Raw genomic sequence first — 12,729 nt, 5'->3', positions numbered from 1 at the left:
TTTACTACTTGCTCACTACTTGCGCGCGTGGCGTTTCACCTTGACGCCAAAGGTATCGGAAAACCAGTCATCGATCATCAGCTTTTCATAGCGCAACTTTTCATTGCTGAAGTAAGGATTGATGCGGCTCAGGTATGACATATCGGACAGGGCCGCATTGCCGCTGCTGATGACCTTGCCATCCTGTTCCAGCACATACTGCAAGCGCATGCGCGGCCAGTCGACCCGGCCATTCATGACACGGATATCATGGCCGGCACGCAGCGAAGGATTTTCACGTCCCGCCAGGTCCACATCCGTGACGTCGATTTTCAAGGTCCGCCCGGGCGGCAGCGCCATACCCAGCTTCTCGAAATGCCGGGTCAGCTCCTTCAGTACGTCTTCCCGTTCGTTCGGATCGAACGGCACATCCGTGAATTGATCCGGTTTGCTGAAATGCACTTCGGTTCCTGCCCAGGCCGCGCTGCTGGCCAGCAAGGCCAGGCCGGCGATCAGGACGCGCGTTGTCTTCTTTTTCATGATGTAATCCTTTCAGGAAAAATATGGGTGGCGCATGAGCCACTTTTTATCCGATTCACTATACCCCCATGCGCCGCCGTTCAAAGCGAAATTCATACCTTGTTACCTTTTCCTACGGCAACTCTGACAAGACCGGCCGCCGACTTTTTTGCAGATTCATTGGCAATATTAATTAAAACAAAGTATTGTCTTGAAAATATAGTTGCCTAAGCGATAAAGTATAGATAGTGTCGGCAGCACGGATTTAAAGTGCTTTTTTAGCACGTGTGTTGCATGATTTTAGTCAATTGTTCTTGCTTATTGTTAATACTTAGCTGTCAGTCTACAATCGACAAAATGCGCCCGAAAAACGCGCAACGCCGGTCATGGCGCACAGGAATTCCTGGCGCGGGCGTCTCAGCATTGCGTCAGTTATGCCTTTTAGCGGAACTCGCCCTTATGTCATTTTTGTCTTCAGCATCGCCCAAGTTACCTCCCTGGAAAGTCCTGCTCGTCGATGATGAACCCGACATCCACGACATCACCAAACTGACGCTGAGCCGTTTCCGCCTCGAAGGCCGCGCGCTGAGCTTCGTGCACGCGTACAGCGGCGCCGAAGCCAAGCAGGTGCTGGCGCGCGAAGAAGGCATCGCGCTCGTCTTCCTCGACGTGGTGATGGAACGCGAAGACAGCGGCCTGGAAGTGGCGCGCTGGATGCGCGAAGACCTGGGCAACCAGTTTACGCGCATCGTGCTGCGTACGGGACAGCCGGGACAGGCGCCGGAAGAACGGGTGATCGTCAACTACGACATCAACGACTACAAGGAAAAGACGGAACTGGACCGCACCAAGCTGTTCACCACCACCTTTGCCGCCCTGCGCGCCTACCGCGACATCATGAAGGTGGAAGAGGCGCGCCAGGCCCAGCTCCATTACCGCGAAGGACTCGAGCGCGTCATCGCCGCCTCGGCGCACATCTTCAAGCAGCGCAACCTGCGCGACTTCGCCAGCGGCCTGCTGCAGCAAGTCGTCGCCCTGCTGCGCCTGGAAACGAGCATGCTGCTGCGCCTGCGCGGCGCCAGCGCCATCACGGGCGAGCAGGACTATGAAATCCTCGCGCAGATCGGCGACCATGAAGCCGATGGCGGCATCCTCAGCCCGTCCCTGCTGTCGCAACTGGACGATGCCAAGAGCAACAAGATTTCGCGCCTGCATGGCGACACCTATGTCGGCTATTTCCCGAACAGCAGCGGCAAGGCGTCCTTGCTGGTACTCAAAGGTGTGGAAGAAATCTCCGATCTCGACGCGCAATTGCTGGAAGTATTCTGCTCGGGCGTGGCCATCGCCTTCGACAACATCCTGCTGACGCAGGAAATCACCGATACCCAGGCCGAGCTGATCCTGCGCCTGGGCGACGTGGTCGAATCGCGCTCGCACGAAGGCGGCAACCACGTGCGCCGCATGGCCGAAGTGTGCCAGCTGCTGGCGCAGGCGTCCGGCATGTCGGAAGAGGAAACCATGGTGCTGCGCCACGCGGCGCCCATGCACGACATCGGCAAGATCTCCACCCCCGACGCCGTGCTGCTCAAACCGGGCAAGCTCGATGCGGCCGAATGGGAAATCATGAAGCAGCATCCGACGGTAGGCATGTCCATCCTCGACGGCTCGCAGCGCCCGCTCCTGAAGGCAGCGGCCGTGATCGCCCACCAGCACCATGAAAAATTCGACGGCAGCGGCTACCCGCAAGGTCTCGTCGGCGAAAACATCCACAAATACGCACGCATCGCCGCCGTCGCCGACGTCTTCGACGCCCTCATGCACAAGCGCTGCTACAAGGACGCCTGGCCCCTGGAGCGCGTCGTCAGCTACCTACGCGAAGTGAGCGGCAGCCACCTCGATCCGCAGTATGTGGAGTTGTTGATTGCGAATCTGGATGAAGCGCTGGCGTTGAACAAGCGTTTCCCCGACTAGTAGGTCGGATTAGCGCTTGCGCGTAATCCGACAACATTGTTGGCGCCGCCGACGGCGCCAGATTACGCGGTTCATCAAAGAGCCAAGTGCCCCCCGAATCGATACGCACGCCAGAAAAATACGCTTCGGCCCAAGCCCCCAACATGGGCGTTCCGGGCCAAGCGGGCCTGAAAAATGTCGAGGGCAAGGCGCAGCGACGCAGACAGTACGCATGTACGGCAAGGAGCTGCAACGCCGCCATCGGTATTTTCTCAGGCCCGCGTCTCCGGCCCGCCGTTTTCAGGTTTTCAAGGACACATCATTGAAACCGAGAGGGAAGCGTATCTTGTAATGCAATCCCATCCCCGGCGCACTAACCACCTTCACCGTCCCTCCCAGCGGTCCCGTCACCAGGTTGTACAGGATATGCGCGCCGAGTCCGCTGCCGCCCGAGCCCCGCTTCGTCGTGAAAAAGGGGTCGAACAGCTGTGCCAGGGTGGCGCTGTCCATGCCCATGCCATCGTCGCTGTAGTCAAGTTCCAGCATGTCGCCCGCCGTCCTGGCGGACAGCTTGATCTTGCCCGGCTCGCCTTCGGCAAAGCCGTGCACCAGTGAATTGACCACCATGTTCGTGACGATCTGCGAGACGGCGCCCGGATAGCTGCGCAGCTGCACCTCGGGCGCGCAGTCGATCTCCACTTTGACCGGCTTGCCTTTCAGCTTGGGCTGCAAGGACAGCAGGACTTCATCGAGGTATTTGCGCAAGTTAAAGCTGCGCAATTCGTCCGACGACTGGTCCACGGCCACCTGCTTGAAGCTGCGCACCAAGGCCGCGGCCCGCTGCGTGTTCGTCGTCATGATGCGCAGGGTCTGGTCGATGATGTCGAAGAATTGCCGCAAGCCGTCTTCGTCGAGCTGGCCGCCTTCCAGGTCTTCGCGCGTCAGTTTCAATTCCTGCACCAGGTGGCTGGTGGCCGTCACGCAGATGCCCAGCGGCGTATTGATTTCATGCGCCACGCCCGCCACCAGGCGCCCCAGCGACGCCAGCTTTTCCTGGCGCACCAGTTCCGACTGCGCTTCCTGCAAGGCGCTCAGGGCGCTGTTCAGGGCCGCGTTCTGCTCTTCCAGCGCTTCCTTGGCCTGGCGCATGGCGCTGTCGGCCTGGATGCGGGCCATCGCCACGGCCACGTGGCTGGCCATGAAAGCCAGCACGTCCAGTTCCGCCTGGCCATACACGACGGATTCGTCATAGCTTTGCACGATGATCACGCCATATTTGCGCTCGCCCAGCAGCATGGGCGCGCCCATCCAGCTGGCGATACCGACATTGCCCAGCGGTTCATCCATCTCGCCGCTGGCCACCAGCGCCGCATAGCTGCTGGCATCGAGCAGGCAAGCCTTGCGCCGCGCCAGCACGTACGAACTCATGCCGATGCCGTAATGAAAGCGTTTCACGGGCGCCTGCGCATCCTTCTCGTCGACGAAATACGGGATCGTGATGTCCTTGTTGTCCGGGTGGTACAGGGCGATCAGGAAATTCTTTGCCGTCACCAGTTCGCTGATGATGGCGTGCAGGCGCGCATACAGGGTCGTCGCGTCGGCCGCCTGCGCCGACAGGTTGGCGATTTCATACAGCGCATGCTGGAGGTTTTCCGCGCGGCGCCGCTCGGCCACCTCGTGCGCCAGCAGGGCCGTGCGCTCCTGCACCGCCTTTTCCAGCCGGTCCATACTTTGCATGCCTTGCAGGGCGCTCGACACGTGGGTGGCGATCAGCGCGAACAGGGCCTGGTCTTCCAGGCTGAAGCGGTGCTGCGCGTCATAGCTCTGGATGACGATGGCGCCCAGCACCTGGTGCTGCTGGTCCAGCAGCGGACAGCCGATCCAGTGCTCGGCCGCCGTGCCGCCGCCCCAGGCGCCGCCGCCGATGGCGCGCATGGCGTCGTCGTCGGCCGTCATCACCAGCTGCTTGCGGTTGACGATGACCCATGCCGTGGGCGACTGCGCGGCGCTGGCCAGGCGCACGCCCTCGTCCGGGTCGGGCGCGGTGTCGAATTCATCGACAAAATAGGGAAAGCGCACGAGACCGTCGTCATGGTCGCTGAGCGCCACGTAAAAGTTCGCCGCATACATGATGCGTCCCAGCGCCGCATGCACCGCCTGCAGGAATTCGCTGATATCGCTGCAGGTGCTCGAGCGCTGCCCGATCTCCAGCAACACGGTTTGAACGGCTTCCAGACGGCTGAGGCGGCTTTCCATGGGTGACTATGTACCTTGTGCAAGTATATGTTCTGAAAATCAATATTATCAGTTCAGCCCGGCCTTGGCACGGCATAAAACGGAGAATCTTGCCTTGAGGCAGAGCAACACACGCCACGCGCACATTTGCCACGCTGGCAATACAGTGGCAGACTAGGCCCCTTCCTACAGACCAGACTGTCCTCATGACCGCCACGCTACGCGCCTCGCTTCGTCCCTACACCCTCGCCGGCCTGCTGGCCTTTGCCGCGCTGGGCATGCCGCCGCTGTGCGCCGCGCCAGCCAAGGCGCCGGCGGCGGAAACGGCCGATGGCGGACGCTATTTCGGCCCCCTCGTCGCGGGCAAGATGCATGGCCAGGGCCGGCTCGAATACGCGAGCGGTGCGTTTTACGAAGGGGGCTTCGCGCGCGGCGTGTTTTCAGGCCAGGGCAAGCTGCGCCAGGCGTCGGGCGTCGAATACACGGGCGCCTTCCGCCAGGGCGCCTTCGATGGCATCGGCCGCTACACCTCGCCCAAGGGCGAGATTTATGCGGGCAACTTCGTCAAGGGCAGCTTCGAGGGACAAGGCCGCTTCCAGGGCGCCGACGGCGCCACCTTCGAAGGCCACTTCAAGCACTGGCGCCCGCACGGCGCCGGCAAACTGACCGACACGGACGGCACCGTCTTCGAAGGCGACTTCGTCCAGGGCCAGGTGCAGGGCAAGGCCAAGGTCACCACCAGCGACGGCATCCACTACGAAGGCGAGCTGAAAGACTGGAAATTCGAAGGTGAAGGCGTACTGCGCACGGCCGACGGCGACGAATACCGGGGCGGCTTCAAGAATGGCCAGTTCGACGGCAAGGGCGTGCTGCGCTACGCCGTGGCGCAAGCGGACGGCCGGCGCGAAGACGGCGGCAACTGGACGGAAGGCCAGCTGGACGACCCGGCCCTGGACAAGCTCACGCGTGACAATATCGAGCTGGCCCTGTACAACCAGCGCAGCCTGCTCGACGGCGCCCTGGCCCGCATCGCACCGCGCGACACGGCGAAAAAGATCAATCTGTATTTGCTGGGCGTGGCCGGCGATGGCGCGCAGGAAGTGTTCCACCGCGAAACGGCCTTCGTGCAGCGCCAGTTCGACCGCGATTATGGTACCGTGGGCCGCTCCTTGATGCTGGTCAACAGCCGCAACACGGTGGCCCAGCAGCCGATGGCCACGCGCACCAGCATCGCCGCCAGCCTCGACGCGCTGGGCGCCAAGATGGACAAGCAGAACGACATCCTGTTCCTGTTCCTCACCAGCCACGGCTCGCCCGAGCACGAACTGGCGCTGGCGCAAAACGGCATGGACTTGCACAGCCTGCCCGCGCAGGAGCTGGCGTCCATGCTCAAGCACAGCGGCATCCGCTGGAAAGTCATCGTGATCTCGGCCTGCTATGCGGGCGGATTCATTGCGCCATTAAAAGATGACAACACCCTCATCATCACGGCCGCGCGCAGCGACCGCACCTCGTTCGGCTGTGACGACCAGAACGATTTCACGTATTTCAGCGAAGCGTATTTCAAGGAAGCCTTGCCAAAGAGCGCCGGCTTTGCGGAAGCCTTCGACAAGGCCAAAGTGCTGGTGCAGGCGCGCGAAGCGGCCGACTTTAACGAAGGCGGCATGGAAGCGGAAGAGCATTCCGAGCCGCAGCTGTTCCAGGGCAAGGCCATCGCCGCGCAGCTGAAGGCGTGGCGCACCCAGCCGCGCTGACATGGGCACGGCCTTCTTTCTTTCTGTACAATAGCCGTCACCATGCGCCGATTCTTCCTCATTTTTCTGCTGTTCGTGCTTCCGCTCCAGATGTCCTGGGCCGCGGCGAGCGCGTATTGCCTGCATGAGGAAGGCAAGGCGGCGCAGCACCTGGGTCACCACAGCCACCAGCACAAGGCCGAGGCAGATGCGGACAAGCAGCCCGCCGGCGACAAAAAAGTGGCGGACCAGCAGAAAAAAGGCCAGCCGCACAGCGACTGCAACGTCTGCCATGGCATTGGCCACGCGTGGCTGCCAGCCGGCTCCAGCCTGCCCATCGGCGACACGGCGTCCGTCAACGCGGACACCTCCCCCTTCTTTTACGCTTCCCACATCCCGGACGCTCCCAAGCGCCCTGACTGGTCGTCGGCCATCTAGGCCGACGGGACGTTTCAATCACTTATCGCAGTAAGTCAGGCGCAGGCCTGCGCGTCCCGTCGAATTCTTTTCCATGCTTTTGGAGAATTCGATGTACCGATTCATTTTCTTGCTATCCGCTGGCCTGCTGGCCGGCAACTTTGCCCATGCACAAGCTCCACAGGAGCCTGCCGGCCCCCTGACCCTGCCCGCCGCGCTGGCTCTGGCCAAGGGCGGCAACGCCACCCTGTCCGCCGCCCGCCACGAACTGGCGGCGCAGGGCGGCGCCCTGCAGCAGGCACGCGCCCTGCCCAATCCGGAACTGCAAACCGTGCTGGAAGACACGCGGCGCGCCACGCGCAGCACCACGGTGCAACTGAACCAGCTCATCGAACTGGGCGGCAAACGCGGGGCGCGCGCCGCCGTTGCCCAGCGCGGCGCAGACCTGGCGCAAGCGGGCCTGTCAATGCAGCAAGCCGACACGCGCGCCGCCGTCACGAGTGCCTTTGTCGACGTGCTGGCCGCGCAGGAAGGCTTGCGCCTGGCCGACAGCGCACAGGCCCTGGCCGCGCGCGCCAGCGACATCACGGCGCGCAGGGTAACGGCCGGCAAGGCCTCGCCCGTCGAGGAAACGCGCGCCAGGGTCGCCGAAGCGAGCGTGCGGCTGGAGCTGAACCTGGCCCGCAGCACCCTGGCCAGCGCCCGCAAGCGCCTGGCCGCCCTGTGGGGCAACGCCACGCCGCGCTTCAGCGTCGCCGAGGGACGGCTGGAAACCTTGCCCGAACTGCCACCGGCCAGCGAACTGGCGGCGCGCCTGGAGCAAGCCCCGGCTGTGCGCCAGGCGCAAAGCGCGCTGGCCCAGCGGCAAGCCATGCTCGACGTGGAACAGCGGCGCGCCACGCCCGACGTCACGGTCAGCATCGGCATGAAGCGCTCGGAAGAGCTGGGCCGCAACCAGGCCATCATCGGCCTGGCCCTGCCGCTGCCACTGTTCGACCGCAATGCGGGCAACAAGCTCGACGCCCTGCGCCGCAGCGACAAGGCCAGCGACGAGCTGGCCGCCGCCCGCATCGCCGTGCAAACGGACGTGGCCGCCGCCACCGAACGCCTGGCCACGGCCCGGCTCGACGTGGAAAGCTTGCGCCAGGACATCTTGCCCGGCGCCCAAAGCGCCTACGACGCGGCCAGCAAAGGTTTCGAGTTCGGCAAGTTCGCCTTCCTCGACGTGCTCGATGCCCAGCGCACCTTGCTGCAAGCCAAAAACCAATACCTGCGCGCGCTGACGGAAGCGCAACACGCCGCCGCCGACATCGAACGCCTGCTGGGTACACCAGCTCCCCTGTAAGGAACACCATCCATGAACATCACACTCAACAAAAAACAGGCGGTCGCCATGGCTTCCATCGCGGCCGCCGGCGTCGTGCTGGCCATCCTCATCCTCGGCACGGGGAAATCCAGCGCCCCGCCGGCCCTTGCCGTCAAGGCGGAAGCACATGCTGAAAAGAAAGACGAACACGGCCACGAAGAAGTGGAAGGCAAGCTGGAATTGACGGCGGCGCAAAGCAAGGCCGCCGGCGTCGTCATCGCCACGGCCGCGCCCGGCCGCATCAAGACGACGGTCGCCCTGCCCGGTGAAATCCGGTTCAATGAAGACCGCACGGCCCACGTCGTGCCGCGCCTGGCCGGCGTGGTCGAAACGGTGCAGGCGGACCTGGGCCAGCTTGTCAAGAAGGGACAAGTGCTGGCCGTCATCGCCAGCACGGAATTGTCGGAACAGCGCAGCGCGCTGCTGTCGGCGCAGCGGCGCTTGTCGCTGGCCCGCTCCACGTATGAGCGCGAAGAAAAACTGTGGCGTGAGAAAATTTCAGCCGAACAGGATTATCTGCAGGCGCAGCAGGCGTGGCGCGAAGCGGAAATCGCCGTGCAGAACGCGCAGCAAAAGCTCAGCGCCCTGGGCGCCACGAGTACCAGCAAAGGTCCGCTGAACCGCTATGAGATCCGCGCGCCGTTCGACGGCATGGTGCTGGAAAAACATATCACCCTGGGCGAGGCCGTCAAGGAAGACGCGAACATCTTCGTCATTTCCGACCTGTCGACCGTGTGGGCGGAAATCGCCGTGCCGGCGAAAGACTTGGCCACCGTGCGCATGGGAGGCAAGGCGGAAGTGAAAGCGTCCGCGTTTGACGCCAGCGCGCAAGGCACGATCACCTACGTGGGCGCGCTGCTGGGCGAGCAAACGCGCACGGCCAAGGCACGCATCAGCTTGCAAAACCCCGACATGGCCTGGCGCCCGGGTCTGTTCGTCACGGTGGAAGTGGTGTCCGGCGAAGCGGACGCGCCCGTCACCGTACACAGCACGGCCATCCAGACGGTGGAAGACAAGCCCGTCGTCTTCGTGCAGGTGAAAGATGGCTACCAGGCCACGCCCGTGGTGCCGGGCCGCAGCGATGGCACATTGACACACATCAAGCAGGGCCTGGCCACCGGCACGCCGTACGCGGCGCAAGGCAGTTTTGTCCTGAAGTCCGAGCTGGGCAAAGATTCCGCCGGCCACGAACACTGATCACGTCAAACTAAAGGAAACCATCATGTTTGAACGCTTGATCCGCTTCGCCATCGACCAGCGCTGGCTGGTGATGCTGGCCGTCGCCGCCATGGCTGGCCTGGGCATCTACAGCTATCAAAAGCTGCCCATCGACGCCGTGCCCGACATCACCAATGTGCAGGTGCAAATCAATACCCAGTCCGCCGGCTATTCACCGCTAGAAACCGAGCAGCGCGTCACCTTCCCCATCGAAACGGCCATGGCCGGCTTGCCGAATCTGGAACAGACGCGCTCGCTGTCACGCTACGGCCTGTCGCAAGTGACCGTGATCTTCAAGGATGGCACGGACATTTATTTCGCGCGCCAGATGATCAACGAGCGCTTGCAGGAAGCCAGGGAAAGCCTGCCGTCCGGCATCACGCCCAAGATGGGCCCCGTCTCCACGGGCCTCGGCGAAATCTACCTGTGGACGGTGGAAACGCAGGACGGCGCGAAAAAGCCGGACGGCACGCCGTACACGCCGACGGACTTGCGCGAAATCCAGGACTGGATCATCAAGCCGCAGTTGCGCAACGTCACGGGCGTGACGGAAATCAATGCCATCGGCGGCTACGCCAAGCAATACCAGGTGGCGCCCTACCCTGAAAAACTGGCCGCCTACGGCATCAGCCTGCAAGACGTGGTGACGGCGCTCGAGCGCAACAACAGCAACGTGGGCGCCGGGTATATCGAAAAACAGGGCGAGCAGCTGCTGATACGCGCGCCGGGCCAGGTGGCATCCAAAAGCGACATCGGCAACATCGTCGTCGCCAATGTGCAAGGCGTGGCGATCCGCATCCGCGACGTGGCCGACGTGGTGCTGGGGCGCGAGCTGCGCACGGGCGCGGCCACGGAAAACGGCCGCGAAGTGGTGCTCGGCACCGTCTTCATGCTGATCGGGCAGAACAGCCGCGCCGTCTCGCAAGGCGTCGACAAGAAGATGGTGGAGATCAACCGCAGCCTGCCCAAAGGCGTGCACGCCGTCACCGTGTATGACCGCACGGTGCTCGTCGACAAGGCCATCAATACGGTGAAGAAAAACCTGCTCGAAGGCGCGGTGTTGGTGATCGCCATCCTGTTCCTTTTCCTCGGCAATATCCGCGCGGCCATCATCACGGCCATGGTGATTCCGCTGGCCATGCTGTTCACGTTTACGGGCATGGTGCAATACCATGTGAGCGCCAATCTGATGAGCCTGGGCGCGCTGGACTTCGGCATCATCATCGATGGCGCCGTCGTGATCGTGGAAAACTGCGTGCGCCGCCTGGCCCACGCGCAGCAGAAACTGGGCCGGCCGCTCACCTTGCAGGAACGTTTTCAGGAAGTGTTTGCCGCATCGCAAGAGGCGCGCCGCCCCTTGCTGTACGGCCAGCTGATCATCATGGTCGTGTACCTGCCCATCTTCGCGCTGACGGGCGTGGAAGGCCGCATGTTTACGCCGATGGCGCTGACGGTAGTCATCGCCCTGCTGGGCGCCATGCTGTTGTCGATCACCTTCATTCCGGCCGCCGTGGCGCTGTTCATCGGCGACAAGGTGGCGGAAAAGGAAAACGCCATCATGCGCGCCGCCAAGCGCTGGTATGCGCCGCTGCTGGACAAGGTGATGCGCAACACGCCCGTCGTGCTGACGGGCGCGGCCGTGGCCGTCGTGCTGTCAGGCTTGCTGGCCACGCGCATGGGCAGCGAATTCGTGCCCAGCCTGAACGAGGGCGATATCGCCATCCAGGCCCTGCGCATCCCCGGCACCAGCTTGACGCAATCGCTGGCCATGCAGCAGCAGCTGGAAAGCAAGCTCATGGCAAACCACAAGGAAATCGCGCGCGTGTTCGCCCGCACGGGGACGGCCGAGATCGCGTCCGACCCCATGCCGCCGAATATTTCCGATGGCTACATCATGCTCAAGCCCCGCGACCAGTGGCCGGAACCGAAGAAACCGCGCGAGCAGTTGCTGGCGGAAATCGAAGCGACGGCCACCAGTTTACCGGGCAATAACTACGAGTTTTCGCAGCCGATCCAGCTGCGCTTCAATGAGCTGATTTCCGGCGTGCGCAGCGACGTGGCCGTGAAACTGTTCGGCGACGACATGCTTGTCCTCGACGGGACGGCCGCGAAGATCGCCGGCGTGCTGGGCAAGATTCCCGGTGCGACGGAAGTGAAGGTCGAGCAGACGACGGGGTTACCGATGCTGACGGTGCAGATCGACCGCGAGCAGACGGCCCGCTACGGCCTCAACATTGCCGACGTGCAAGCGGCGATTGCCACGGCCATCGGCGGGCAAGAGGCCGGCACCCTGTTCCAGGGCGACCGCCGCTTCGACATCGTCGTACGCCTGCCCGACAGCCTGCGCAGCGACCTCGAGCAACTGAAACGCTTGCCCATCGCCCTGCCCCTGGGCGCGGCGGCGGAAGGCCGTGCCCGCTTCATTCCGCTCGGTGAAGTGGCCAGCCTGCAAGTGGCGCCGGGACCGAACCAGATCAGCCGCGAAGACGGCAAGCGCCGCATCGTCATCAGCGCGAATGTGCGCGGACGCGATATCGGCTCGTTTGTCGCCGACGCCACGCAGCAGCTGCAAGCGCAAGTGGCCATCCCGGCCGGTTACTGGACTAGCTGGGGCGGCCAGTTCGAGCAGCTGCAATCGGCCACGAAACGCCTGGAGCTGGTGGTGCCCGTGGCGCTGGCCCTCGTCTTCGTCTTGCTGTTCGCCATGTTCGGCAACGTGAAAGATGGTTTGCTGGTGTTCAGCGGCATCCCGTTCGCCTTGACAGGCGGCATCGTCGCCCTGTGGCTGCGCGACATCCCCATGTCGATCTCGGCCGCGGTCGGCTTCATCGCCCTGTCCGGCGTGGCCGTGCTGAACGGCCTCGTGATGATCGCCTACATTCGCCAGCTGCGCGAACAGGGCATGCCCTTGCAGGATGCCATACGGGAAGGGGCGATCACGCGCTTGCGGCCCGTCTTGATGACGGCGCTGGTGGCGTCGCTGGGTTTCGTGCCGATGGCGATTGCCACGGGCACGGGCGCCGAAGTGCAGCGTCCGCTGGCCACCGTGGTGATCGGCGGCATCCTGTCGTCGACGGCCTTGACCTTGCTGGTGCTGCCGCTGCTGTACCGGCTCGCGTATCGCAGGAAAGAAGAGGAGGTAGGTCGGATTAGCGTGGCCGAAGGGCACGCGTAATCCGACACATGGTTGGCGCTGGTGGCGTCGGATTACGGCCTTTCAGGCCTAATCCGACCTACGCCTGCCGCGGCTGTACCGGCTGGCGTATGCCGCAAGAGGTAGGTCGGATTAGCGCGCAAGCGCGTAATCCGACA

Annotated in this window: 8 protein-coding genes; 6 read left to right on the top strand and 2 right to left on the bottom strand. The window is 63.3% G+C overall.

Annotated elements, in window-relative coordinates; genetic code table 11:
* Nucleotides 1-15: 15 nt before the first annotated feature.
* On the bottom strand, nt 16-519 hold the full coding sequence (locus tag KO538_RS22890) for a DUF3016 domain-containing protein (RefSeq protein ID WP_219329740.1): 504 nt from the start codon (nt 517-519) through the stop codon (nt 16-18).
* 438 nt (nt 520-957) lie between these two features.
* On the opposite strand from KO538_RS22890, the gene KO538_RS22885 reads away from it, so the two are divergent.
* Nucleotides 958-2,469 (top strand): DUF3369 domain-containing protein, encoded by a 1,512-nt coding sequence (locus tag KO538_RS22885; RefSeq protein ID WP_070305451.1) that lies wholly within the window; start codon nt 958-960, stop codon nt 2,467-2,469.
* 279 nt (nt 2,470-2,748) lie between these two features.
* Here KO538_RS22885 and KO538_RS22880 read toward each other — a convergent pair whose 3' ends face one another.
* A complete protein-coding gene (locus tag KO538_RS22880) occupies nt 2,749-4,704 on the bottom strand; it encodes a GAF domain-containing sensor histidine kinase (protein WP_219329739.1) in 1,956 nt (651 codons plus the stop codon).
* Between the two features lie 185 nt (nt 4,705-4,889).
* Between KO538_RS22880 and KO538_RS22875 the strand changes: the two genes are divergently transcribed.
* The 5 genes from KO538_RS22875 (at nt 4,890) to KO538_RS22855 (ending at nt 12,592) form a co-directional block, all read left to right on the top strand.
* Nucleotides 4,890-6,437, top strand: coding sequence for a C13 family peptidase (locus KO538_RS22875; RefSeq protein WP_219329738.1), 1,548 nt, complete (start codon nt 4,890-4,892; stop codon nt 6,435-6,437).
* A gap of 42 nt (nt 6,438-6,479) precedes the next feature.
* Nucleotides 6,480-6,854: a cation efflux protein, CzcI family gene (gene czcI / locus KO538_RS22870; protein ID WP_034753474.1), complete on the top strand. Its 375-nt coding sequence runs from the start codon at nt 6,480-6,482 to the stop codon at nt 6,852-6,854.
* A gap of 91 nt (nt 6,855-6,945) precedes the next feature.
* The gene (locus tag KO538_RS22865; protein WP_070305443.1) at nt 6,946-8,178 is read left to right on the top strand and encodes a TolC family protein; all 1,233 of its coding nucleotides are present in this window, start codon (nt 6,946-6,948) and stop codon (nt 8,176-8,178) included.
* A 12-nt stretch (nt 8,179-8,190) separates the two neighbouring features.
* Entirely contained in the window at nt 8,191-9,396 is a 1,206-nt protein-coding gene (locus KO538_RS22860) for an efflux RND transporter periplasmic adaptor subunit (RefSeq protein ID WP_219329737.1), read from the top strand.
* A 25-nt stretch (nt 9,397-9,421) separates the two neighbouring features.
* Nucleotides 9,422-12,592: an efflux RND transporter permease subunit gene (locus KO538_RS22855; protein ID WP_219329736.1), complete on the top strand. Its 3,171-nt coding sequence runs from the start codon at nt 9,422-9,424 to the stop codon at nt 12,590-12,592.
* Nucleotides 12,593-12,729 lie beyond the last annotated feature (137 nt).

The sequence above is a fragment of the Janthinobacterium sp. NKUCC08_JDC genome, from assembly GCF_019345575.1.
GTDB classification, from domain to species: domain Bacteria; phylum Pseudomonadota; class Gammaproteobacteria; order Burkholderiales; family Burkholderiaceae_D; genus Janthinobacterium; species Janthinobacterium aestuarii.
The sequence above is the reverse complement of the archived record's forward strand: the minus strand, read 5'-3'. Positions and strand labels throughout refer to the sequence as shown.

Bases quoted from the DNA above. Each gene is read 5' to 3' on its own strand.
- KO538_RS22865 (WP_070305443.1), top strand. From the start codon at position 6,946: ATGTACCGATTCATTTTCTTGCTATCCGCTGGCCTGCTGGCCGGCAAC.
- KO538_RS22875 (WP_219329738.1), top strand. From the start codon at position 4,890: ATGACCGCCACGCTACGCGCCTCGCTTCGTCCCTACACCCTCGCCGGC.
- KO538_RS22890 (WP_219329740.1), bottom strand. From the start codon at position 519: ATGAAAAAGAAGACAACGCGCGTCCTGATCGCCGGCCTGGCCTTGCTG.
- KO538_RS22860 (WP_219329737.1), top strand. From the start codon at position 8,191: ATGAACATCACACTCAACAAAAAACAGGCGGTCGCCATGGCTTCCATC.
- KO538_RS22880 (WP_219329739.1), bottom strand. From the start codon at position 4,704: ATGGAAAGCCGCCTCAGCCGTCTGGAAGCCGTTCAAACCGTGTTGCTG.
- czcI (WP_034753474.1), top strand. From the start codon at position 6,480: ATGCGCCGATTCTTCCTCATTTTTCTGCTGTTCGTGCTTCCGCTCCAG.
- KO538_RS22855 (WP_219329736.1), top strand. From the start codon at position 9,422: ATGTTTGAACGCTTGATCCGCTTCGCCATCGACCAGCGCTGGCTGGTG.
- KO538_RS22885 (WP_070305451.1), top strand. From the start codon at position 958: ATGTCATTTTTGTCTTCAGCATCGCCCAAGTTACCTCCCTGGAAAGTC.